General features: G+C 54.1%; 25 protein-coding genes. 13 read left to right on the top strand and 12 right to left on the bottom strand.

Features of this window, described 5'->3' with window-relative positions:
• Positions 1-53: 53 nt before the first annotated feature.
• The 10 genes from C7386_RS03390 to rplM form a co-directional block, all read right to left on the bottom strand.
• Positions 54-1,883: a VirD4-like conjugal transfer protein, CD1115 family gene (locus C7386_RS03390; protein ID WP_116704846.1), complete on the bottom strand. Its 1,830-nt coding sequence runs from the start codon at positions 1,881-1,883 to the stop codon at positions 54-56.
• On the bottom strand, positions 1,880-2,380 hold the full coding sequence (locus C7386_RS03385; RefSeq protein ID WP_002592129.1) for a PcfB family protein: 501 nt from the start codon (positions 2,378-2,380) through the stop codon (positions 1,880-1,882). The genes C7386_RS03390 and C7386_RS03385 overlap by 4 nt, the downstream gene beginning before the upstream one ends.
• A 101-nt stretch (positions 2,381-2,481) precedes the next feature.
• The gene (locus C7386_RS03380; RefSeq protein WP_003525141.1) at positions 2,482-2,793 is read right to left on the bottom strand and encodes a DUF5720 family protein; all 312 of its coding nucleotides are present in this window, start codon (positions 2,791-2,793) and stop codon (positions 2,482-2,484) included.
• Positions 2,786-3,148, bottom strand: coding sequence for a DUF7768 domain-containing protein (locus C7386_RS03375; RefSeq protein WP_002592131.1), 363 nt, complete (start codon positions 3,146-3,148; stop codon positions 2,786-2,788). Before C7386_RS03375 ends, C7386_RS03380 begins: the two co-directional genes overlap by 8 nt.
• Before the next feature lie 48 nt (positions 3,149-3,196).
• On the bottom strand, positions 3,197-4,075 hold the full coding sequence (locus C7386_RS03370; protein WP_003525139.1) for a DUF6017 domain-containing protein: 879 nt from the start codon (positions 4,073-4,075) through the stop codon (positions 3,197-3,199).
• Positions 4,076-4,362: 287 nt separating this feature from the next.
• The gene (locus C7386_RS03360) at positions 4,363-4,641 is read right to left on the bottom strand and encodes a DUF5720 family protein (protein WP_003525137.1); all 279 of its coding nucleotides are present in this window, start codon (positions 4,639-4,641) and stop codon (positions 4,363-4,365) included.
• Positions 4,642-4,653: 12 nt separating this feature from the next.
• Positions 4,654-5,589, bottom strand: coding sequence for a ParB/RepB/Spo0J family partition protein (locus C7386_RS03355; protein ID WP_003525136.1), 936 nt, complete (start codon positions 5,587-5,589; stop codon positions 4,654-4,656).
• Positions 5,546-6,367, bottom strand: a complete 822-nt coding sequence (locus C7386_RS03350) for a ParA family protein (protein WP_116704845.1) — start codon at positions 6,365-6,367, stop codon at positions 5,546-5,548. Before C7386_RS03350 ends, C7386_RS03355 begins: the two co-directional genes overlap by 44 nt.
• Before the next feature lie 465 nt (positions 6,368-6,832).
• Complete coding sequence (gene rpsI, locus C7386_RS03335) at positions 6,833-7,240, bottom strand: 30S ribosomal protein S9 (RefSeq protein WP_110437409.1); 408 nt, start codon at positions 7,238-7,240, stop codon at positions 6,833-6,835.
• Between the two features lie 14 nt (positions 7,241-7,254).
• On the bottom strand, positions 7,255-7,683 hold the full coding sequence (gene rplM, locus C7386_RS03330) for a 50S ribosomal protein L13 (RefSeq protein ID WP_116704844.1): 429 nt from the start codon (positions 7,681-7,683) through the stop codon (positions 7,255-7,257).
• A gap of 262 nt (positions 7,684-7,945) precedes the next feature.
• Here rplM and C7386_RS03325 point away from each other — a divergent pair, with 262 nt between their 5' ends.
• Genes C7386_RS03325 through C7386_RS03315 form a run of 3 tightly spaced genes read left to right on the top strand, consistent with a single transcriptional unit; the run spans position 7,946 to position 10,719 of the window.
• Positions 7,946-8,680 carry a tRNA lysidine(34) synthetase gene (locus C7386_RS03325; protein WP_110437407.1) on the top strand — a complete coding sequence of 245 codons (735 nt, stop codon included), beginning with the start codon at positions 7,946-7,948 and terminating at the stop codon, positions 8,678-8,680.
• Positions 8,681-8,716: 36 nt separating this feature from the next.
• Positions 8,717-9,454, top strand: coding sequence for a LytR/AlgR family response regulator transcription factor (locus C7386_RS03320; RefSeq protein WP_110437406.1), 738 nt, complete (start codon positions 8,717-8,719; stop codon positions 9,452-9,454).
• Positions 9,451-10,719: a sensor histidine kinase gene (locus C7386_RS03315; RefSeq protein WP_110437405.1), complete on the top strand. Its 1,269-nt coding sequence runs from the start codon at positions 9,451-9,453 to the stop codon at positions 10,717-10,719. The genes C7386_RS03320 and C7386_RS03315 overlap by 4 nt, the downstream gene beginning before the upstream one ends.
• 98 nt (positions 10,720-10,817) lie before the next feature.
• Here the strand turns inward: C7386_RS03315 and C7386_RS03310 are convergent, their stop codons facing one another.
• Positions 10,818-12,158, bottom strand: coding sequence for a butyryl-CoA:acetate CoA-transferase (locus tag C7386_RS03310; RefSeq protein WP_110437404.1), 1,341 nt, complete (start codon positions 12,156-12,158; stop codon positions 10,818-10,820).
• 308 nt (positions 12,159-12,466) lie between these two features.
• Between C7386_RS03310 and C7386_RS03305 the strand changes: the two genes are divergently transcribed.
• The 10 genes from C7386_RS03305 (at position 12,467) to C7386_RS03260 (ending at position 23,325) form a co-directional block, all read left to right on the top strand.
• Positions 12,467-13,333 carry a transporter substrate-binding domain-containing protein gene (locus tag C7386_RS03305; protein ID WP_110437403.1) on the top strand — a complete coding sequence of 289 codons (867 nt, stop codon included), beginning with the start codon at positions 12,467-12,469 and terminating at the stop codon, positions 13,331-13,333.
• Between the two features lie 93 nt (positions 13,334-13,426).
• Positions 13,427-14,065 carry an amino acid ABC transporter permease gene (locus C7386_RS03300; protein ID WP_110437402.1) on the top strand — a complete coding sequence of 213 codons (639 nt, stop codon included), beginning with the start codon at positions 13,427-13,429 and terminating at the stop codon, positions 14,063-14,065.
• Positions 14,066-14,077: 12 nt separating this feature from the next.
• Positions 14,078-14,866 (top strand): amino acid ABC transporter ATP-binding protein, encoded by a 789-nt coding sequence (locus tag C7386_RS03295; RefSeq protein ID WP_116704843.1) that lies wholly within the window; start codon positions 14,078-14,080, stop codon positions 14,864-14,866.
• Positions 14,867-15,151: 285 nt separating this feature from the next.
• Complete coding sequence (locus tag C7386_RS03290) at positions 15,152-16,333, top strand: 4-hydroxybutyrate dehydrogenase (RefSeq protein WP_227600691.1); 1,182 nt, start codon at positions 15,152-15,154, stop codon at positions 16,331-16,333.
• 109 nt (positions 16,334-16,442) lie between these two features.
• Positions 16,443-17,888 carry a 4-hydroxyphenylacetate 3-hydroxylase family protein gene (locus tag C7386_RS03285; RefSeq protein WP_110437400.1) on the top strand — a complete coding sequence of 482 codons (1,446 nt, stop codon included), beginning with the start codon at positions 16,443-16,445 and terminating at the stop codon, positions 17,886-17,888.
• A 104-nt stretch (positions 17,889-17,992) separates the two neighbouring features.
• Positions 17,993-18,268 (top strand): hypothetical protein, encoded by a 276-nt coding sequence (locus tag C7386_RS03280; RefSeq protein WP_110437399.1) that lies wholly within the window; start codon positions 17,993-17,995, stop codon positions 18,266-18,268.
• Positions 18,269-18,312: 44 nt separating this feature from the next.
• A complete protein-coding gene (locus tag C7386_RS03275; RefSeq protein ID WP_110437398.1) occupies positions 18,313-19,869 on the top strand; it encodes an acyl CoA:acetate/3-ketoacid CoA transferase in 1,557 nt (518 codons plus the stop codon).
• Positions 19,870-20,060: 191 nt separating this feature from the next.
• Positions 20,061-21,248, top strand: coding sequence for an acetyl-CoA C-acetyltransferase (locus C7386_RS03270; RefSeq protein ID WP_110437397.1), 1,188 nt, complete (start codon positions 20,061-20,063; stop codon positions 21,246-21,248).
• Positions 21,249-21,513: 265 nt separating this feature from the next.
• Positions 21,514-22,332: an enoyl-CoA hydratase-related protein gene (locus C7386_RS03265; protein ID WP_110437396.1), complete on the top strand. Its 819-nt coding sequence runs from the start codon at positions 21,514-21,516 to the stop codon at positions 22,330-22,332.
• A gap of 117 nt (positions 22,333-22,449) precedes the next feature.
• Positions 22,450-23,325, top strand: a complete 876-nt coding sequence (locus C7386_RS03260) for a 3-hydroxyacyl-CoA dehydrogenase family protein (protein ID WP_110437395.1) — start codon at positions 22,450-22,452, stop codon at positions 23,323-23,325.
• A 161-nt stretch (positions 23,326-23,486) separates the two neighbouring features.
• Here the strand turns inward: C7386_RS03260 and C7386_RS03255 are convergent, their stop codons facing one another.
• Positions 23,487-24,014 carry a spore maturation protein gene (locus C7386_RS03255; protein ID WP_318261175.1) on the bottom strand — a complete coding sequence of 176 codons (528 nt, stop codon included), beginning with the start codon at positions 24,012-24,014 and terminating at the stop codon, positions 23,487-23,489.
• Between the last annotated feature and the right edge of the window lie 92 nt (positions 24,015-24,106).

The raw sequence follows: 24,106 nt of genomic DNA, 5'->3' as shown, positions 1-24,106 counted from the left end.
GAGGGCAAGTGCGGCGAATAGATAAGATCACTCCCTTCTAAAGCGGAACGAAATTAAGCGCCCTTTGTGTCTACTTCATATACATCGCAGACCTCATTGGGCTTGAGTTTCAGCCTTGCAGACAAGAATGCTTCAATGTCAAAAGCGTTCTTATCATCCGCGTCGGCAGTGTACTTGAAATTGGGGTGCTTGGTGATGTCGTACTTATCCGAAAGGAAAGGACGCACACCGCGCAGCTGGAGGATACACTTGCCTCCATCCATAACAGCAAGCTCATCCTGGCTCATCAGCTCTTTCCCCAATTTTTGATAGTTGAGTGAATGGGAGGTTTCCCTCCCACGGCTCTCTCCGGTGTTGTAGGTGTCGATGGTTTCCTTTCCCAGCACGGCAGCCAACTCTTTGAGGGTAGTCGGCTCTTTACCGCCCAGGAAGATGGATGTATCCATGTTACCGATGATGGTATCTGCGTTATCCTTATAGATCGCCTTGAGCTGACTCTGTGCCTGCAACACCAGACAGGCAGAGATCTCACGGCTTCGGATGGTGGCCACCAGCTTTTCCAGTTTCGGAATCTGCCCGATGTTAGCACACTCATCAATCAAACAGCGCACATGAACCGGAAGCCTGCCGCCATACACATCGTCGGCTTTTTCGCAGAGCAGATTGAAAAGCTGGGTATAACACATGGAGATCAGGAAGTTAAAGCTGTCATCCGTATCACTCATAATGAGGAACAGAGCAGTTTTCCTGTCTCCCAGAGTATCCAGCTCCAGCTCATCATAAGCCGTGACCTCACGCAACTCTGCAATGTCGAACACGGCAAGGCGAGCGCCGCAGGAAATCAAAATCGACTTGGCTGTTTTTCCAGCGGCCAGCTTATATTTCTTATACTGGCGCACCGCAAAGTGGTTTGGCTTCTCGGCTTCCAGTGCATCAAACATCAGGTCTACGGGGTTTTTGAACTCCTCGTCATCCTCACGGACTTCCATGGCGTTGATGAACTCAATGAGGGTGGAGAAGTTTTGTTCCTCCACCGGAGCCTCATAATGGATATAGCCAATAAGCGCGCAGTACAACAAGGTTTCTGCTTTTACCCAGAAATCGTCTCCGGCCTTGCCTTCGCCTTTGGTATTGGCGATCAGCGTTGTTACCAGCTTCAAGATGTCCTTTTCGCTATGGATATAGGCGAAAGGGTTATAGTGCATGGACTTCTTGAAGTTGATGGTATTTAGGACCTTGATTCGGTACGGCTCATAAATGACCTTGCCGTGCTTATCCTTCATAGGCTTTCCGTCTTTCCCCAGCTTGGGTGCGCCCCTTTGGAGCATTTTTCCGCACTCCACCAAAATGGTTCCCTTCGGGTCTGTGACCACATAGGAACTGTGCATCTGCATCAGATTCGGTTTGAGCCAGAAGCGGGTCTTACCGGAACCGGAGCCGCCAATCACCAGCACATTTTTGTTTCTGGCGGTCTTTGGGTCCTTGGGGCGGCTGTTCATTGTCAGGCTCTCCGTTTTCGTCAGAATCACATTGTTCTGGAATACCGGGTCGATGTAGGGTGCAATGTCCTCATGGGTTCCCCAACGGGCGGAACCGTATTCCATGCCGTGCCTGTACTTCTTGGCGTTCTTGCTTTTCAGGTACACAGCCAGCCGCAGGCCGCCGCCGCAGCACAGGCCCACCAGCAGGTCCAGCGGGTGCAGGCTGGGCCACCAGCTGGCCAGCGCCACCGGCAGCGTGGAGAAGAACGAGAGCATTTTTGCCGAAGCGTCCGCACCCACGGTCATCCGCCACGCTTCACCGAAGTTGGTGGAGAAAAGCCCCATCAGGATATACGGCAGATTCAGCAAAATGAGCTTTTTGATGTTCAGCTGCTTTTTCATCGTTCCAGCTCCTTCCGCTTGTTCCGGTCCACGACGGCGTGTTTTACCAGTTCTTTGAACTGGCTCAGCTTTGCCAGCACGGACGGGCGCTCGGATTTCTCCGCCTTCTTGACCTTTTTCCCGGTGTACTCGGTAAAAGCAGCGGTTAGGGCATCCGCGTCCCGACCCTTGAAAAAGATCAGGTACTTGGGTGGGGAGCTGCTGCGGTCCTTCTTCACCGCATAGTCCACGCCGTATTTCCGCGCGATCTTCTCAAACTCCTTGATGGAGGGGTCGGTGATCTCGATGTTGGAAACGCCCTGATTCTGGCCGATCAGCTGTTTCACCGTCTGCTTGCCGTGGGGAATCACGGGGGTATCCCGGCTTTTCTGCTTTTGCAGCTTCTTTTCCTTGCGGTGGGCAAGGTATTTGGTGATGGCGGCTTTCATCAACCGCCCGGTAAACTTTGTTCCGCTGACTACCAGCGTCAAAGTCCTGTTTTCCACTTCCTCCTGCATAGGTCATCGCCTCCTTTCCACGGATTTTGCAGGGGTGGCACTTGATACTAAGGCGGAACCACCAGCCGCCGCAGCAGGTATTTCAGCATGGCAGGCTCCTTTCAGCGCAGCTGGTCGGAGCGGTCATAGTACAGATGGCCCTGGCGCACTTTGGCATGGCTGAGAATCTTGATGTGGCCCTTTTCCTGGTTCTCCAGGCTTTTCTGGTATCCGGCCTCCGTCAGAAACAGGCGGGTCCGTTCACCTTTCCAGCCCACCGGGGAATCGTCGGTCAGCACATCGAAGATAATCATGTGCCGGGTGTCCTCGGCAAACCGCTCCAAATCCATGTACTCATGGCCGTGGTAGTTCTGCGCCCCGGCTTTGAGGCGCATTTCCTCCATCAGCTGGCCCACGGTCTTACGCTCAAGCATGGCGTGCGCCTCCTTTCCCGCGTCCCTGGCCCTTCACGGTCAGGATACCGTCCAGGGTGGTGGCGGTGATCCGCAGGCGCTCGGCGGTGGCAATGTCATTCTTCACGATCTCGTCGATGCCGTGGCCGCAGACCACCAGCACATGGGACCGGCGCAGGTAGTCCCGCGCCATATCCAGCCCGTCCTTGTGTTCCTGGGGAATCTCGTCTTTGAGGAAGGTAGGCAGGAACAGCACCGGGCAGATGGGCGAATACCCGGCATCGTACACCTGACGGCAGTAGGCCGCAGCGTTCTCGGCGTTCTCATACTGGCTGTTGCTCCAGGGAGCCGTAATGTAGGCAAGAGGTCGTTTCATGGCAAAATCCTTTCTCCCGGTGTTTTCGGGCAGCAGAAAAGCGGCTGTTTACCAGCCGCCTGCGTACATATCGTGGTTAACTTGTGCGGTGTAGTGGTTGCTGATCGTGGTCGGCGCATTAAACAGCACCGCAAGCAGATACTGCTTCATGTTGCGGATTTCGGTGGTATTGTTCCGCAGGCATTCCATGACAAACTCGATGTGGGAGCAATCCAGCTTCAAAAAACGGGAGCGGACCACCTCATGGGGGAAGTCGCTGCCAGCGATCCGGGTGGTTTTCCGCTTGGCACAGACGGTCTCCACCATCAGCTCCACAATCTCGTCCAGGTCCTCCCGGTAGGTGGTAAACTCCCGGCACATGTGGTCATACTCGATGTTCTCCAGAATCAAATCCCGATAACTTTCCATCTCTGAGACAGACATCGCATCCCTTCCTTTCCGTTCCGGCAGCTGTGCTGCCACTGGCTCCCGGAAGGGAATGGAATCGGTACTTGATCCATAAGTAATTGTTTTTTCTGTATTTGATTTCTCTATATTTAATTCTGCGGGCTTTTCCGTATCCGGTTTTACCATATCCGGGTTTTCCGTATCTGGTGAAGCCGTATCCGGCTGGGGCGTATCCGGGTTCTTCGGCTGTGGTTGCTCGTAGATAACATACTCGGTATCGCTGATCCGACCTTGCCGGTCTCGCAGCTGATGGCGGACAATGTACCCAGCAGTTTCCAGCTCCCGCAGCGCGCCGCCGATAGCGTCCACGCCCTCTTTGCAGATGGCGGCAAGCCCTCTGGTGGTATAGTTCCAGTCCTCCGGTAAGGACAGCATCATGGAAAGCAGCCCCTTGGCTTTCAGGGACAGTTTCCCGTTGCGTAAATGGTGATTGCTCATCACGGTATAATCTCTGGTTCGTTCAATGCGAAATACGGCCATTGACCTCACTCCTTCCAAATTTCTCAGGGTATGAAAAAAGCCACAATCCTGTAAAAAGAATTGTGACAGTCAGCTGTTTTGTTCACTTTTTCTGCGCCGGTAGGGGCGCTTGGGAATGGGCGGTCTGTCCAACAGGTCATTTCCCTGAGAGAATGGCAGAGTTTGCAGAACACGGTCAATCTCTATAAATTCCATACCATGCTGGGAATGGCAATCCTCCCAGATTGCTTCCCGGATTTCCTTTACAGTACACATTTCAATCCTTTCCTTTCGCAGTAATGATTTGTTTATGAGTGGCGGCGGTGTTTTCCCGGTTTGAAATCGAGGATATGTCCCTCAATCACACGAGCGTAACGCTTGATCTTGATCTCCCGACGCTGCTGGCTTTGCAGGGCGGCCTGATACCCGTCCTCAGTCAAAAACAGTCGTATTTCCTCTCCGGGGCTACCGTAAGCTGTGCTGGGACGCAGGACGGAAAACTCAATCATCCAGCGGGTGTTATCCTGAAAACGCTCCACGGCAAGAATGTTGTGTCCTTTCAGCTCGCGGGCTGAAATATCCCTCATAGGCGGCTCCTTTCATCGTTCCTGATCTCTCTGGCGTTTTTTCTGCCACTGTTCCAGCAGCTTGATAATAGTTTCCTGCATCCGCTGGGGCGTGTAGCTCTTGGGAAAATATTTCCGCAGAGTGTCCGAGGTGAATGTCACCTTGTCCAGATCGCTTTTCTTTTCCTCTCCCATAATGGCCCGCATCACATCAATGGATAAATGTCCCTCCTGACTAAATTTCTTGAGCCGCTGAGCCTGGGAGAGAGAAGGGGTGGCCTGTTCGCTGTCCATCGCGTCCAAAAGCTGGGTCTGTTCCTCTTTTTTCAGGAACGACAGCTCATACGCCGGATTGAGAGCGATTTTTCGCTCATCCACCATATCCAGCAGTTCGGGAATTAGTTCGGTCAGGCGGATGTAGCGGAAAATCTGATTTTTACTCTGGCCTACCTGTTCAGCTAACAATTCGCTGGACTTCTTTCCAAAATCGTTCCCAACTTGGGAACAATTTTCTTTTGTTGGCCTACCAGCCTGCCGCTTCATAGCCTCCAGTTTCATGCGGTAGGCAAAGGCTCTTTCACTTGGGAGCAAGCTTTCTCGCTGCAAGTTGCTGTCAACCATAATGATCGTGGCGGCATCATCATCCAAATCCCGAACAATGACTGGCATGGTCTCCTTGCCTGCCAGCTCACTGGCTCTGTGCCGCCTGTGTCCGGCTACCAGCTCATAACCGCCCTCCGGGTCCGGTCGAGCAATCGCCGGAACCAGAACACCATACTGCTTGATACTGTCAGCGGTCTCCATCATGGCTTCGTCATCCTTGACTTTGAATGGGTGGTTCTTAAAGGGATGCAGTTCAGACAGCGGAATCTCCTGAATCTTTTCCAGCTTTGCATCCTGACGGCCTTCTTCGGTGGAGAACAGATCATCTACCGAGGCCAGCTCTATTTTTTTCGCGCTGCTTTTCAAGTTTCAACACCTCCTTCGTCAGATTTCGATACCCCTCTGCCACTTTGCCGCCAGGGTCATGGGCAAAAATGCTTTTTCCCTCGGCGCTAATTTCCTTTGCCCGGACAGAATGGGGAATCTCTGTGCCGAATACTTTGATCTTGCTGCCATAGGTCTCACGCAGGAGCGCGGAGATCTCTTTGGCAAAGTTGGTTCGGCTGTCCACCATCGTCAGCAGGATACCGTCTATCTGGAGCTTGGGGTTGATCTGCCGCTTTACCTTGTTTACCGTGGAGAGCAGCTGTTCCAACCCTTTGGCGGGCAGATACTCCGCCTGAACGGGAATGATGATCCTGTTCGCAGCGGCCAGCGCATTGACCGTGAGCATCCCCAGGGAGGGCTGACAGTCGATGAGAATATGGGAGTATTGCCCCTTCAGCGTGTCCAGATATTGCCGCAAGATAGTCTCACGGCTCATGGCATTTACCAGGGATACCTCCATACCGGATAACTGGATGTCCGCAGGCATCAGGTCAATGCCTTCCGCATGATGCAGAATACCTTCTCCAGTGCGTATAGGCTGATCCATCAGAATTTTGCCCATTGCATCGGACAATGTAAATGGCAACTTGTCCGGTTGCGGATTTCCCAGGCTGATTGTCAGGCTCCCTTGTGGGTCCCCGTCGATCAGAATGACTTTCTTTCCGGCCTGCGCCAGCCCGATTCCCAAGTTGGCACAGGTCGTTGTCTTGCCAACGCCGCCTTTCTGGTTGGCAATGGCGATGATTTGCGTGTTCATTGACTTCACCTCATTTCTAATTATTGCTGTTGCTTCTGGAAATAGAAAAAGCCGCCACTTCAAAATTAACAGTGAAGTGACGGCTCTTTCTATCGCCGGAATACGAGTTCCTGAAATGAAAAAAGCACCCAGCATTTATACTGTGTGCTACATCAAATTCATATTCAATTATTCAAATTAGCTCAAACTATGCCAAACTGCCACAGCCAAAAAACGAGGGAAAGGAGGGCTGAAAAGCACCCCAAAAATCGGCTCTCGGTTAACCACTTTGGGAACCACTTCCCCCTCTTTTCGCCCTCTTTTTGGCCAGTTAACCACTTGCGGACCACTAAAAATTGGATGAAATCGGCTCTCGTTTTGCCAAATTTGGTCAAACCATATCAGCCCGTTTAGATATAGCAAAAGCCCGGAAAACCTTGATTTTCCGGGCTTTTTGAACCATTTTGATATAGTCTGAGCAGTCGATTATCGCTTGCTGAACTGCGGAGCGCGACGGGCTGCTTTGAGACCGTACTTCTTACGTTCCTTCATACGCGGATCGCGGGTCAGGAAGCCTGCAGCCTTCAGAGCTGCGCGGTACTGGTCGGAATCAGCCTGCAGCAGAGCACGAGCGATGCCGTGACGGATTGCGCCAGCCTGGCCGGTGAAGCCGCCGCCGGTTACGGTGCACTCTACGTCGAACTTGCCCTCGGTGCCGGTTACTTCGAACGGCTGACGGCAAACCATCTTCAGGGTCTCGAGACCGAAGTAGTTGTCGATGGTGCGGTTGTTAATCTTGATCTCACCGGTGCCGCCCGGGAAAAGACGAACGCGGGCAACAGAGGACTTTCTTCTGCCGGTGCCATAGAAATATGCCTTCTTAGGTGTATACATCAGTTAATCCTCCCTTACTTTTCCCAGTTCTCGGGCTTCTGAGCCTGATGATTGTGGTTCTCGCCAGCAAATACCTTCAGACGGGTAGCGGACTGACGGCCGATGGAATTCTTCGGCAGCATGCCCTTAACTGCGAGCTGCATAGCGAACTCCGGCTTCTCAGCCATCAGGGTCTTGTACTGAACTTCCTTCAGACCGCCGACCCAGCCGGTGTGATGACGATAGTACTTCTGGGTGAGCTTCTTACCGGTCAGAACCGCCTTGTCAGCGTTGACGATGATTACGAAATCGCCGCAGTCAACATGGGGAGTGAACGTGGTCTTGTGCTTGCCGCGAAGCAGCATTGCAGCGGTTGCAGCAGTACGGCCCAGCGGCTTGCCAGCTGCGTCCAGTACATACCACTTACGCTCGACATTTTCTGCCTTAGCCATAAAAGTAGACATGGTTTTTTCCTCCGTTTATATATATCAAAAATACTTTGACAACTGATTGATCGCTCGAAACGAGCATATTTATTAAAACACATCATTTTGCGCAAGTCAAGCGAAATTTTGAAAAAATATCTTCAATCCAATACATTCTCTCGTTTTCGCTTCTATTCTCTCTCATACTCTCGAATACTCACTTTGCATTTCATTTTTTACATTTGCGATTTTTGACGTTTTCTGATAAATTTTAATATGTACGATCAAAAAGGAGACTGTTATGCAGAAAATGCTTTCCTATGTCCGCCGTGCGGTGGACCATTACCATATGATAGATGAGGGCGACAGGATTGCGGTCGGTGTTTCCGGCGGCAAGGACTCGCTCGCACTGCTCGTGGCACTCAGTCAGCTGAGCCGCTTTTATCCGCACCACTTTACAGTCGTGGCTATTACATTGGAGATGGGCTATGATGAGATGGACTTCTCCCCTGTACAGACGCTGTGCGACAAGCTGGGCGTCGAGTACATCCGCGTCCCCACCCAGATCGGCCCTATCGTGTTTGATATCCGCCACGAGGAAAATCCCTGCTCGCTCTGTGCCAAGCTGCGCCGCGGCGCTCTGCACGATGCCGCCCGCAAGGCAGGCTGCAGCAAGGTTGCGCTCGGCCATCACTTTGACGATGTAGTCGAGACCTACATGCTTTCCTTATTTTATGAAGGCCGCATTTCGTGCTTTTCGCCGGTAACCTACCTCGACCGCGCCGACATCACGCTCATTCGTCCACTGCTGTATGTGCCGGAGCATTATGTGCGCTCGTTCGCCAAACGGCACGAGCTGCCTATCGTGCACAATCCGTGTCCGGCGGACGGCAACACCAAGCGACAGGAGATCAAGGATTTGCTGAAAAGTCTCGAAAAGACCATGCCCGGTGTACGCGAGCGCATTTTCGGCGCCATGCAGCGCTACCCGCTCGAGGGCTGGGAACCCGACAAGACCCGCCGCGATTACAAATGATCTGTTCCCTTTATAAAAAGAAAGGAGACGAGAACCATGATCCAGATTGGCTTTTGCGACGACGATCCCAGCGTGCTCGATGAACTGCACGAGCTGCTCGGCAGCTACCGTGCGGAACACAACGCCGATATTGCCCCGACAGCCTTCCAAAGCCCGTTCGAGCTGCTGGCGTCCATCGAAAAGGGCGCACGCTTTGATATTCTGCTGCTCGATGTGCTCATGCCCGGCGAAAACGGCATCGAAGCCGCCCGTGAGATCCGTCAGTACGACTCCAACGTGAAGATCATCTTTCTCACCTCATCCGCAGAGTTTGCCGTGCAGTCGTATACGGTGGGCGCGTATTTCTATCAGCTCAAGCCGATCTGGCCGGAGAGCTTCTTCCGGCTGATGGATTCGGTCATTGCCGCCTGCTCGCGCGAGAGCAGCGTCAGCCTGATCCTGCGCTGCAAAACCGGCATCACGCGCGTTGAACTGGACAAGCTGGAATACTGCGAGGTCATCCGCCGTTCCCTGCTGCTGCACAAGACTGACGGCACCGTGCTCGAAGCCGCCGGCAGCATGGACAGCCTGTGCGAAAGCCTTGCCGAACACAGGAATTTTCTGCGCATTCACCGCTCCTACCTTGTAAATTTAGAGCATATCCAGACGATCATGCCGAAAACGCTCGTCATGTCCAGCCGCGCCGAGCTGCCCATTCCGCGCGGACGCTTCAACGACATCAAGGACGCGTACCTTGAACACGCCTTCCAGAAAGAGCAGGTGTTCCTGACATGATTGCACTCGCCGTTGACCTTTGCAACTCCGTTGCCGTTACGCTGTTCGGCATCGCGCTCTCTGCGGCATTCTGCAATATCCACTGGACGCCCAAGGCGAAAAAGCGCATGCTGCTGTACACGCTGATGATCTTCTGCCTGTCCGGCATCGCCTACCTCGGTGTGGACCCGGGCTTCGGACGCTATCTGTATCCGCTTCACACCCACCTGCCGCTTGTGCTCGCGCTGTGCTCGCTCAGTCACGAACGCCTGTGGCCGGTGATTTCCGTGCTCACGGCGTACCTGTGCTGTCAGCTGCGGCGCTGGCTGGCGCTGATCGCGGTCGCTATCTTCTCCGGCGGAGACACCATGCAGTACGCTGTGGAAATAATCGTCACCGTGCCGCTGCTCATTCTGCTGCTCAAGGCCGCACCTGCCATCCGGTCGGTGTCGCAGTATTCGCGAGCGGTGCAGTGTCAGTTCGGCATTGTGCCCGCGGTGTACTATGCGTTTGACTATGCCACCCGCGTTTATACCGACCTGCTGTTCTCCGGTTCGGCCGTAGTCGTGGAGTTCATGCCGTTCGTGTGCAGTGCGGCGTACCTGCTGTTCCTGATTCACATTTCCAAAGAGCAGCACGCACGGCTGCGTTTGGAGGAGCTGAAAAGCAATCTTGACCTGCAGGTGCATCAGGCCGTCCGTGAGATTGAAGCACTGCGTATCTCTCAGCAGAAAACCCGCGCCTACCGGCATGATCTGCGGCATCATCTGCAGTACATCACTGCCTGCATCGAGAATGAGCAGTATGAGCAGGCACTGCAGTACATTCACTCCATCAGCGAGGAAATCGAAGCCAGCCGCGTGACCGTTTACTGCGAAAACGAGGCCGCAAACCTGATTCTCTCATCGTTTGCCGACCGCGCCAAGGCGCAGGGCATCCCGCTTGCGGTGCATGCCGTGCTGCCCAATCAGCTGCCGCTTGTCGAGAGCGACCTGTGCGTGCTGCTCTCCAACGCGCTTGAGAATGCGATTCACGCATGCAGCGAGCGCGCGGACGGCATTCCCGGACACATCGAGGTGCAGACATACGAAAAAGCTGGAAAGTTCTTCCTGCAGGTTGTCAACGACTGCACGCAGCCGGTGCAGTTCAGCCACGGCGTGCCGGTCTCTGACCGCGCCGGACACGGCATCGGCGTGCACAGCATTTGCAGCATCGTCGAGCGATACGGCGGTGTATACAGCTTTTCGGTCAGCAATCAGCAGTTTATCCTGCGAATTTCACTTTAATAATCGCATAAGAAAAAACGCTCTGTTTTCACAGAGCGTTTTCTTATAAACAGTACCCAGGCAAACACCGTGCGGAACTGTAGTTCCGCGACAGCATTTTATCTCTTATTGGAGCGCTTCCAGATACGCATCTTCTCCGCTTCCTGAATCAGCTGCTCGCGGAAATCCGGATGCGCAACCGAGATCAGAGCCTCCGCACGCTGCCATGCAGTCAGACCCTTGAGGTTTACCTTGCCGTACTCGGTGACGAACCAGTGCGCGCACGGACGGGCATCGGTAACGACTGAGCCGTTCTCGAGCGTCGGACGAATTCGGCTCTCGAGCGTGCCGTCCTTCTTCTTAAAGGTGGACGAGCAGCAGATGAAGCTCTTGCCGCCCTTGGACAGATACGCGCCCAGAACGAAGTCCAGCTGACCGCCTGCACCGGAAATCTGCTTGATGCCGGCACTTTCCGCGTTCATCTGGCCGAACAGATCCACATCCACGATATTGTTGATAGAAATGAAGTTGTCGATCTGTGCGATGGTGCGCGCATCGTTGGTATAGGATACCGGTGCGGACATGCACTCCGGATTATCATTTACAAAATCGTACAGCTTCTGGGTGCCTGCGCCGAACGCGAACACCTGACGGCCGCGGTCGATGGCCTTCTTCGAGCCGTTGATCTTGCCTGCACGGGAAATGTCAACGAAAGCGTCAACGTACATCTCGGTATGAACGCCGAGGTCCTTCAGGTCGGACTCCGCGATCATCGAGCCTACGGTATTCGGCATGCCGCCGATGCCCAGCTGCAGGCACGCGCCGTTCGGGATTTCCTCCACGATCAGCTTTGCAACCGCCTTATCGACCTCGGTCGGCTCGCCGCCTGCGCCCATCTGCGGCATTTCGGTGTCGCTCTCAACGATCATATCCACCTGCGAAATGTGAATGCCGTCCTCAAAGCCGCCAAGGCAGCGCGGCATATACTTGTTGACCTCAACGATGATAACATCGGATACATCGCAGATCGCCTTGAGGTGCGAAGCCTGCGGACCGAAGCTGAACCAGCCGTGTGCGTCCATCGGCGCCACCTGAATCATGGCTACATTGACATGACGGACGTTCTCGCGGTACCAGCGCGGCATCTCGGAGTAGCGCAGTGCGCTGTAAAAGCCGAAGCCCTCCATGCAGGCCTTGCGCTCAATGCCGGACATGTGCCACGAGTTCCAGGTGATCTTGTCGGCTGCATTCGGAATATCGAATACCGCCGGTCGGCGCATGAGTACGCCGCCGCGGAAGTTTACGTCCTCCAGCTCGCCCATGCGGGCAGCAAGTGCCTTGTCCAGTGCAACAGGCGTACCCGTACACCAGCCGTAGTCTACCCAGTCACCCGATTTAACAACCTTAACGGCTTCATCCGCCGTTGTCAGCTTCTGCTGATACAGTGCAGTATAATCCACGCTGATTCCCTCCGTCTTACTTGTTCTTCATTGTTTATTCTTTAACAATCATGCTTACTTATGATTATAATCTCTTTTTTTGTACAGGTCAACACAGGTTCGCAAAAAAGAGTGAGAATCCGTCCCAACCGCTCCCCGTCCTCTTTTCCATATATTGCACCCTGTTATTTTAGATTTTGCACAAAATACCGCCCGATTATCCTTCAAAAATGCTGAAAATCTGCATGAAAATCAGGGGTTGATTTTCTGCGCTAAAGTGTTATAATAGTAAACAAGATATGAACCGAATTACAGGAGGTTTTCTAAAAATGAAGACGAAGAAACTTCTCGCACTGCTGATGGCAGGCGCAATGAGCGTATCCATGCTGTCCGGCTGCGGCGGCTCTGCTGCCAAGACCGACGACTCGAATGCCGATGCGGCTGACACCTCGGCTTCCGCTGAGAGCGATATGGATTATGTAAAGAGCAACGGCAAGCTGGTTATCGGCATCACGGATTTCGCGCCGATGGATTATAAAGAAGACGGCTCGGACGAGTGGGTCGGCTTTGACGCGGACATGGCAAAGGCTTTCGCTGAGAGCCTGGGCGTAAAAGCCGAGTTCATAGAAATCAACTGGGACAACAAGATCATGGAGCTGGATTCCAAGGGCGTTGACGCTGTTTGGAACGGCATGACCCTGACCGATGAGGTTAAGACCTCCATGAACTGTTCCGACCCGTATGCGACCAACGCACAGGTTGTTGTTGTTCCGTCCGACAAGGCTGACGCTGCCAAGGACATCGAGTCCATCAAGGATATGACCTTCGCTGTTGAGTCCGGCTCTGCCGGTGAGGCTGCTGCACAGGCTGCCGGTCTGAATGCAACCGCAGTTCAGTCTCAGGCTGACGCACTGATGGAGGTTGCCGCAGGCACCTCTGATGCCTGCGTGATCGACCTGCTGATGGCAGGCGCTATGATCGGCGAGGGCACCAGCTACCCGAACCTGACCTACACCGTAAACCTCAACGAGGCCAACGGCGAGGAGGACGAGAACTATGTTGTAGGCTTCCGCAAGGGCTCTGACCTGACCGAAGCATTCAACAACTTCTACAAGGGCGCCTACAAGGACGGCATCGTTCTTTCCTTCGCTCAGAAGTACGGCGTACAGGAAGCAATCGTAGATCCGGAGGCTTAATCTCCCATTCCCACAGTTCAATATAAGGCAGAAGGCGGACTACCGTCTTCTGCCTTATGTGTCAAAGTAAAAAAGAGGTAAAGAGGAAACGACATGTTTGCCAATGTAACACTCAGCCTGATGGGTGGCTTTGTTACCACCGTACAGCTTTTCTGCCTGACGCTGGTATTCGCTCTGCCGCTCGGCCTGCTTATCAGCTTCGGCTCGATGAGCCGCATTACACCACTGCGCGCACTCATCAAAATCATCGTCTGGATCGTCCGCGGCACGCCGCTTATGCTCCAGATCATCATTATCTACTATGGCCCTGCTCTGGTGTGGGGAATCAAGCTGCCGCGCTTCAGCGCTGCTCTGCTGTCCTTTGTCATCAACTACGCCTGCTACTTCTCGGAGATCTTCCGCGGCGGCATTCAGGGTATCCCGAGCGGCCAGTATGAGGCCGGTCAGGTGCTTGGCATGACCAAGAGCCAGATCTTCTTCAAGGTAACGCTGCTGCAGGTCATCAAGCGCGTTATCCCGCCGATGGGCAACGAATTTATCAACCTTGTTAAAGATACCGCACTGGCGCGTACCATCGCGGTGTACGAGGTGCTGTGGGCAGGCGAAAAGTTCGTCAAGAACCCTGGCATTATCTGGCCGCTGTTCTACACCGCCGTATTCTACCTGCTGTTCAGCGGCATTCTGACCCTGCTGTTCGGCTGGATCGAAAAGAAAATGGATTACTTTAAATAAGGAGGAGCCGTTATGCCTATTCTGGAGGTACAGCACCTTTATAAGAACTTCGGCTCTACCAAGGTGCTCAAAGACATCAGTTTTACATTGGAGCGCGGCAAGGCGCTTGCCATCATCGGCTCGTCCGGCTCGGGCAAGACCACGCTGCTGCGCTGCCTGAATTTTCTCGAAACCCCGAATGAGGGTAAGATCATCGTAAACGGCGAGACACTGCTCGACGCTGCCGACCATGCCGCCAAGAGCGATGCGCAGATTCGCAAGAACCGTCTGCACTTCGGCATGGTGTTCCAGTCGTTCAATCTGTTCCCGCAGTACACCGCACTCGAGAACGTCATGCTCGCTCCCCTGCTGCAGGCCAAGGAACGCCCGGACTACAAGCAGAAAAAACGCGAGATTCACGAGCAGATCGAGCACCGCGCCATCGAGCTGCTCGAGATGATGAGCCTCGAGGGCCGCATGAGCCACTATCCGCACCAGCTGTCCGGCGGTCAGCAGCAGCGCGTTGCCATTGCGCGTGCGCTCGCGCTCAAGCCGGATATCCTGTGCTTCGACGAGCCGACCTCGGCGCTCGACCCCGAGCTGACCGGCGAGGTGCTGCGCGTTATCCGCTCACTGGCGGACCAGCACACCACCATGATCATCGTCACCCACGAGATGGCGTTTGCCCGCGATGTGGCCGATCATGTCGTGTTCATGGACGGCGGCACCATCGTTGAGGAGGGCACGCCGACAGAGGTATTTGAAAATACGCATAATGAGCGAACCAAGGCATTTTTGAGCCGTTTTTCGCAAAACAGCTAAAGAACGGAAAATTATACAAAAACTTTTCGGTACTTTTCACCATTACCCCATTTACAAATCACAATAAATACGTTAAAATAGTCCCGTAATAAGATTGCGGGACTTTTTATTGTCTTTTTGTACAGGTTTAGTTGGTCAATTTTTGATGAAATTATTGTTTGTTTGTGTTGAAGTTTTGGCGCAAATTTGCTACAATAAGAACACAGGAAAAAACCACCCTGTAAAATCATGTAATAAAAAGCCGCACGGCCTTTTATAAAATTTTTGAATGGAGATGTTTCTACTATGGCTATGGATGCTTTCAGCGCCTCCCTGATGAAGGACAAGAGAGAGATCGTCATTGCCCCGACTATTTACAAGTTTGACACCTTTGGTGCTTTCGCTGAGGAGTTCAAGCTGGGCGAGCGCGACGTCGTTCTGACCAACGAATTCATCTACAAGCCCTTCATGGAAGAGCTTGGCCTCAAGAGCAAGTTCGTATTCCAGGAGAAGTTCGGTGCAGGCGAGCCTTCCGAGGCTATGATCGAGACCATGTACGAGGCTATTCCGTACGATTCCTACGACCGCGTAATCGCAGTAGGCGGCGGTGCTATCATGGACCTTTGCAAGCTGCTCGGCTGCAAGCGCCCGACCTCCGTACATGAGCTGTACTTCAAGCGCGAGCCTGTTGTACATGAGAAGGAAGTTATCGCTATCCCGACCACCTGCGGTACCGGTTCTGAGGTTACCAACATTTCTGTTGCTATCGTTAAGGACGAGAAGGACGGCAAGCTGACCGGCGGCGATACCAAGCTCGGCCTGGTTTCCGACGACATCATCCCGAACAAGGTTTGCCTGGTTCCGGATCTGCTCAAGACCCTGCCGTACAAGCCGTTCGCAGCATCCGCTATCGATGCTCTGATCCACGCTACCGAGTCTTTCCTGTCCCCGCACCGCAAGACTGTTACCTCCGAGATGTTCTCCGTTAAGGCTATGGAGATGATCCTCGAGGGCTTCCGCCGCATCGCTCTGGAAGGCCCGGACGCTCGTATGGATTACCTCGGCGAGTTCGTTCATGCTTCCCTGTTCGCAGGCATCGCATTCCTGAAGGCTGGCTGTGCAACCGTACACGGCATGTCCTTCCCGCTCGGCGGCACCTACCATGTTCCGCACGGTGAGTCCAACTACGCTCTGTTCGGCAAGATCCTCGAGATGTACGACGAGTACGAGCCGGCTGGCGAGCTGGGCAAGTTCAAGGAAATCGTTGCTCGCTGCCTGGGCTGCACCAAGGAAGACGCTCTGCGCACCCTGAACGTAACCCTGGAGAAGGTTCTGCACCTGAAGCCGCTGCATGAGTACGGCTTCAAGGAAGAGGACGTTAAGGCATTTGCACTGTCTGTTGATGCAAACCAGCAGCGTCTGATCACCAACTCTTACCGTCCGTGGAGCATCGAGCTCAGCGAGCGCGTATACAAAGAGTGCTTCTAATTTCCGCATGTAACGCCTGAATAGGGCGGGGAGTCCCGTCTCCCCGCCCTATTTTCTTTATTCATGTTATGTGTACCAAATTGTAATGAGAAAGGATACTTGATCACTTATGATGACCAAAGACCAGTACATTGAGTCCCTGCGCAAGCTGAACCTCAATCTGTATATGTTCGGCAAGAAGGTAGAGAATCCGGTTGACGACCCGGTTATCCGTCCTTCCCTGAACTCCTTCGCCGCTACCTACGAGCTGGCTGAGGACCCGCAGTATCAGGATCTGATGACTGCTACCTCCCACATCTCCGGCAAGAAGATCAACCGCTTCACCCACATGCATCAGTCCACCGACGACCTGATCAAGAAGGTTAAGATGCAGCGTCTGCTCGGTCAGAAGACTGCAGCCTGCTTCCAGCGCTGCGTAGGCATGGACGCTATGAACGCTGTATTCTCCTCCACCTACGAGATCGACGAGGCTTGCGGCACCAAGTACCACGAGAACTTCCTCAAGTTCCTGACCCGCGTGCAGGATGAGGACCTCGCAGTTGACGGCGCTATGACCGACGTTAAGGGCGACCGTTCCCTCGCTCCGTCCAAGCAGGCTGACCCGGATCTGTTCCTGCACGTTGTAGAGCGCACCGCTGACGGCGTATACGTTACCGGCGCTAAGGCTCACCAGACCGGCTTTGTAAACTCTCACGAGGTTCTGGTAATGCCGACCATCTCCATGCGCGAGGGCGACGAGGACTACGCGATCTCCTTCGCTGTACCGACCGATTCCAAGGGCATCACCCTGATCTACGGCCGTCAGTCCTGCGACACCCGCAAGATTGAAGAGTACAACGACATCGACGTTGGCAACAAGGTATACGGCGGCCACGAAGTTCTCGTTATCTTCGACCGTGTATTCGTTCCGAACGACCGCATCTTCCTGAACGGCGAAGTTAAGTTTGCCGGCATGATTGTAGAGCGTTTCGCAGGCTATCACCGCCAGTCTTACGGCGGCTGCAAGGTCGGCGTAGGCGACGTTCTGATCGGCGCTACCGCTCTGGCTGGCGAGATGGCTGGCTCCTCCAAGGCTTCCCACGTTAAGGACAAGCTGATCGAGATGACCCACCTGAACGAGACCCTGTACTGCTGCGGTATCGCTTGCTCCTCTCAGGGCACCAAGACCAAGGCAGGCAACTACCTGATCGACCTGCTGCTGGCCAACGTCTGCAAGCAGAACGTTACCCGCTTCCCATACGAGATCGCTCGTCTGGCACAGGATCTGGCAGGCGGCCTGATGGTAACCCAGCCGTCCGAGGCTGATTACCGCAACCCGGAGCTCAAGCCGTACATCGAGAAGTACCTCAAGGGCGTTGCTTCCGTTCCGACCGAGGATCGTATGCGTCTGCTGCGCCTGATCGAGAACATGACCATGGGTACTGCAGCTGTCGGCTATCTGCCGGAGTCCATGCACGGTGCAGGCTCGCCGCAGGCTCAGCGCATCATGATTGCCCGTCAGTCCAACCTTGAAATGAAGAAGGAACTGGCAAAGAAGATTGCTCGCATCAAGTAATCTCTGAGCAAACTATAGGCACTCATGGAGCACCCGTGAGTGCCTGTGTTTGCGTTATACCATACTGTTCCCATATGGAAACATCTTGAAAGGGGTTGTGCGCCTTGCTGCGCTGCACGGTAAAATTCTGCGGCGGCTGCAATCCGCGCTATGAGCGCGGAGACGCCTACAAGGCAATTTGCGCTGCCCTGCAGGACACCGCCTCATTCTCCTATCCGGAGGACGGTGTTCCTTATGACGTACTGCTGATCCTGCGCGGCTGCACCGGCTGCCCGTATCTCTATGAGGAGATCGAGGCCGCGCACCGTGTTGTTGTTGCCGCAGCGGATGAGATTCCGCAGGCGATAGATAGAATCAGGTCTTTCACGTCACAGGCGTGACCACTGTAAAACCGGTCGCACTATTATCAGGAGGATTGATAAACATGAAGAAAGTAAGCATCATCACCCCGGAGGAAGCTGCTCTGAAGGTTCAGGACGGCGATACCATTGCTACCGGCGGTTTCGTATCCTGTGCTTGCCCGGAGACCCTGTCCAAGGCTCTCGAGAAGCGTTTTCTTGAGACCGGCCACCCGCAGAACCTGACCCTGTTCTTTGCAGCCGGTCAGGGCCACCGCGATGGCACCGGCGGTGACCATTACGGCCATGAAGGCATGGTTAAGCGCGTTATCGGCGGCCACTGGGACCGTGCTCCGAAGCTCGGCGAGCTGGCTCTGAACAACAAGATCGAGGCTTACAACCTGCCGCAGGGCGTTATCTCGCACATGTACCGCGATATCGCTGCTCACAACATCGGCACCATCACTCACGTTGGCCTGAAGACCTTCGCTGACCCGCGCAACGGCGGCGGCAAGCTGAACGACGTTACCAAGGAAGATCTGGTAAAGATCGTTAACATCGAGGGTCAGGAGCGCCTGCTGTACAAGGGCTTCCCGATCAACGTTGTATTCCTGCGTGCTTCCTACTGCGATGAGTACGGCAACTGCACCGTACATCGTGAGATCGGTCCTCTGGACGTAACTGCTATGGCTCAGGCCTGCAAGAACTCCGGCGGCAAGGTAATCGTTCAGGTTGAGAAGATCGTACAGGGCGGCTCTCTGGACCCGAAGCTGGTTGCTATCCCGGGCATCTATGTTGACTCTGTTGTAGTCGGCACCGAGGAGGAGAACATGCAGTGCCTCGGCATGCCGTACGACGGCGCGCTGACCGGCGAGTTCCGCATCCCGGTTGACGCTATCCCGCCGATCCCGATGGACGCTAAGAAGATCATCGCCCGCCGCGCTGCTATGGAGCTGCCGCAGGACGCTATCGTAAACCTCGGCACCGGCGCACCGGAGAAGATCGCTAACGTAGCTGCTGAAGAAGGCATCTCCGACAAGATGACCCTGACCGTTGAGGCAGGCTCCATCGCAGGTGTACCGTACGGCGGCACCCAGTTCGGCGCTGCTGCTAACGCACAGTGCATCATCCCGCACAACGTACAGTTCGACTTCTATCAGGGCGGCGGCCTTGACGTTGCATTCCTCGGCCTGGCTGAGACTGCTCCGAACGGCGACCTGAACGTATCCAAGTTCGGCACCCGTCTGGCAGGTGCAGGCGGCTTCATCGACATCACCCAGAACGCCAAGAAGGTTGTTTACTGCGGCACCTTCACTGCAAAGGGCCTCAAGACTGAGTGCAAGGACGGCAAGCTCGTTATCACCCAGGAAGGCGCTAAGAAGAAGTTCGTTAAGCAGGTTGAGCACATCACCTTCTCCGGCGATTACGCTAACGAGGTACATCAGCCGGTTCTGTACATCACCGAGCGCTGCGTATTTGAGCTGCGTCCGGAAGGCGTTACCCTGACCGAGATCGCTCCGGGCATCGACCTGCAGACCCAGATCCTCGACCAGATGGAATTCGTTCCGAAGATGGCTGACGAGATCAAGACCATGGACGCTCGCATCTTCCGTGACGAGCTGATGGGTCTGGCTAACGACTGATCAATTCTATTTGTGCAGATTATGCAAACGGAAACCGGCCTTTTCATATAATTTTACAGAATCGACCAGTTTCCCTTGCATTCTGCCGAATGGTTTGATAAAATATTAACGAACTCAAGAAAATCGAGTTTCCATCACCATGCGGCGGCATAGTTTTTTCGCCGCATCAGTAGAAAAGGAGAAACAGCTAAATGAACGTTTACATCTGTTCCGCTGCCCGTACTGCAATCGGCACTTACGGCGGCACCCTCCGCGATGTACACTCCTCCGAGCTTGGCACCGCTGCTGCAAAGGCAGCTATCGAGCGTGCAGGCGTTGACAAGGAAGCAATCGACGAGGTTCTGTTCGGTCAGGTACTGCAGGGCGGCGTAGGCCAGAACGTAGCACGTCAGGTTTGCCTGAAGTCCGGTCTGCCGATCACCACCCCGGCTATGACCCTGAACAAGGTTTGCGCTTCCTCCATGCGTGCCATCTCCCTCGGCACCCAGATCATCCGTTCCGGCGAGAACAAGATGATGCTGGTAGGCGGCTGCGAGTCTATGTCCGGTGCTCCGTACATCTCCCGCGATACCCGCTGGGGTGCTCGCATGGGCGACAAGAAGCTGGTCGACATGATGGTATACGACGGCGTATTTGATGTATTCAACCAGTACCACATGGGCATCACTGCAGAAAACGTAGCTGAAAAGTACGGCATCACCCGCGAGATGCAGGACGAGATCGCTCTCGCTTCCCAGCAGAAGGCTGCTGCTGCCATCGCTAACGGCCGCTTCAAGGACGAGATCGTTCCGATCGAAGTTAAGAAGAAGAAGGAAACCGTTATCTTTGATACCGACGAGCATGTAAAGCCGAACACCACTCTGGAGATCCTCGGCAAGCTGCGCCCGGCATTCAAGAAGGACGGCACCGTAACCGCAGGCAACGCTTCCGGCATCAACGATGCAGGCGCTGCAATGATCATCGCTTCCGAGGAGTTCGTTAAGGCAAACGGTCTCAAGCCGCTGGCTAAGGTTCGTGCCTGGGGCTCTGTAGGCTGCGATCCGTCCATCATGGGCGTAGGCCCGATCGAGTCCACCCGTCAGGCTCTGTCCCGCGCAGGTCTGACCGTTGCTGACCTCGACCTGATCGAGTCCAACGAGGCATTTGCTGCACAGGCTGCTGCTGTTAACCGTGAGCTTGGCTTTGATATGGACAAGGTTAACGTAAACGGCGGCGCAATCGCTCTGGGTCACCCGATCGGTGCAGCCGGCTGCCGCATCACCACCACCCTGATCTACGAAATGATCAAGCGCGACCTGACCATCGGTCTGGCTACCATGTGTATCGGCGGCGGTATGGGCGAAGCTATCATCGTTGAGCGCGACGAGCTCTGCAAGTAAATCTTGCTATAGGGGGCTTCAAAAGCCCCCTATATACCAAAATCAGTTCCGTAGAAACTGATTTTGGATACCCGAACGACGCCGCCCACGGCGGCTGGGTCGGGGTGTAAAAACCCACGCGCATGTCGCGGGTTTTTACGAACAGAAGCACGCTTCTGTTCTATTTTGACTGCAAACATCCTTTGGATGTTTGGTAATCTCCGAACGGAGATTGCTTTTGAGCGTTTTACGCTCATAGCACATATTCTGAAAGGAAGTCTTAAAAATGACTGACGTAGTAATCGAAAAAAAGGGTCATGTTGCGATCGTTAAGATCGAGCACATGAAGGCTATGAACGCTCTGTCCACCGACATGTACGCACAGCTGGAAGAGGCATTCGACGAGCTGGCTAAGGATCTGGACAACGTTTATGCAGTAGTTCTGACCGGTTCTTCCACCGTTAACAAGAAGGGCAAGACCGTTAACTCCTTCGTTGCAGGCGCTGACATCTCCGAGATGGCTACCAAGACCTGTGCAGAGGGCAAGCTGTTCGGCAACGAGTCCAACCGCGTTTGCTGGAAGATCGAGAACTTCAAGCGTCCGGTTATCGCTGCCATCAACGGCTTCTGCCTCGGCGGCGGCTGCGAGCTGGCTATGTCCTGCGACATCCGTCTCGCTTCCGAGAACGCTTCCTTCGGTCAGCCTGAAGTTGGTCTGGGCATCACCCCGGGCTGCGGCGGCACCCAGCGTCTGGCTCGCCTCGTAGGCGCAGGCAAGGCTAAGGAAATGCTGTACACTGCTCGCGCTAACTACACCGCTCAGGACGCTCTGAACATGGGCCTGGTTAACTACGTATATCCGCTGGAAAACCTGCTCGACGAGGCTGTAAAGCTGGCCGAGGAGATCGCTGCTCAGGCTCCGATCGCTGTTTCCCTGGTTAAGGAAGCTGTAAACGTTGGCATGCAGACCGACCTGAACTCCGCTCTGAAGTTCGAGGGCAACTGCTTCGCACAGTGCTTCGCTACCGAGGATCAGAAGTACGGCATGGCTTACTTCCTGGACAAGAACCGCGACAAGCCGGCTAAGGAATTCAAGAATAAGTAAGCATTGAGACAGCAGAACCGCACAATTCAAAACCGGATTGTGCGGTTTTGACTAATCAATATTCGCAATACCTGTTCATCCATCCGCAAAGAGTGAGAGAGAGAGGTTAATTTTAGCATGAAAGTTTGTGTATTCGGCGCTGGCAACATGGGCGCACGCATCACTGAGGTATTCCTGAACGCAGGTCATGACGTTACCATGATCGACATCAAGCCGGAGTTCACCGAGCGCGGCAAGACCGTTATCACACACGATTACGAGTTCCTCGTAAGCAAGGGCAAGATGACCGCAGAGCGCAAGGACGAGCTGCTTGCTTCCCTCAAGACCTCGGTTGACCGCAAGGACGCTGCCAATGCTGACTTCGTCATGGAAGTTATTCTGGAGCGCATGGATCTGAAGAAGGACCTGCTGGAGGATCTGGACAAGATTTGCCCCGCTCACACCATCTTCGCTTCCAACACTTCCGGTCTGTCCATCACCGAGATGGCTGCCTGCATCCCGCAGCGTTCGGACAAGTTCATCGGCTGCCACTTCTTCAACCCGGCTCAGATCATGAAGCTGGTTGAGGTTACCCGCGCGATCCAGACTTCGGACGAAACCTTCCAGACCGCATTTGACTTGATGGCATCCCTGGGCAAGACCCCGATTGCCGTTAAGGAAGGTCCCGGTTTCGTTGTAAACCGCATCCTGATCCCGATGATGAACGAGGCAATGGGTATCGTTGCTGATGGCATCGCTTCCCCTGCTGATGTCGACATTGCTATGCAGCTTGGCGCAGGCATGAAGTCCGGCCCGCTGCACACCGCTGACCTTGTTGGCCACGATGTAAACCTCGCAATCATGGAGACGCTGTACCGCGAGACCGGCGACCCGAAGTACCGTCCGCATCCGCTGATGCGTCAGATGGTTCGTGCCGGCTGGCTGGGCGTTAAGACCGGCAAGGGCTTCTTCGACTATGATGGTCCTTTCGGCAAGGAAATCGTAAAGAAGTAATCGCTTTGCAATATGAAAAGCATCTGTGCTTCGGCATAGATGCTTTTTATCTTCTCAGCCTGTATTTTTTGCATATTGCACAAAGAATACAAGTAATGTTTATTTAATTCGCTAATTTTTGACATAAGCTATGGTAATTTTTTAACATACACGATATAATATTAACTGTATGGGAAATATAATCTAACCAATGCTGCAGAGGCGGTAAATGCTGCCACATCACCGCACAATGCCGCAAATACAGCATATCTGGTTCGATTTAAACCAAGGTGCCCGCTGTACACGCTGATTGTGTACAGGCTGGTTTCCGAGGCTCCCAGCATCACTGCGGCCACGCGTCCGGCATAGCTGTCCGGTCCGCAGCGTCGTATAATTTCACTGCCCATCGCCAGTCCTCCTCCTCCGCTGATCGGCTTCAGCAGGGTCAGGGCTGTGCATTCTTTCGGTATGCCCAGTATACGCAGTGCGGGCGCGAGTACGCTTGCCGCAATATCAACGGCACCTGAGGCGCGCAGCATGAACACGACTGTCAGCATCCCGACCATAACAGGCAGTATCTGCACCGCGGTTTTCAAACCGACGGCTGCACCGCGCAGAAAAGTTGGAAATACGTCCACGCCTTTGCACAGCGCATACAGGCTGATTCCCGCCAAAAGTGCCGGAATGAGCGCGTTCTGCAAAATCTGCAACAATCTCCCTCCTTGTATTATTTCCCTCGTTTGGAAATTTTTTGAGAATTGTTTGCTTATTCGACAAATTTCTTGCTTTTCATGTGTGATAA

The sequence above is a fragment of the Agathobaculum butyriciproducens genome (assembly GCA_003096535.1).
Classification (GTDB): Bacteria; Bacillota; Clostridia; order Oscillospirales; family Butyricicoccaceae; genus Agathobaculum; species Agathobaculum butyriciproducens.
Note: the sequence above shows the minus strand (reverse complement) of the source record. Positions and strands in the feature narration are given on the sequence as shown.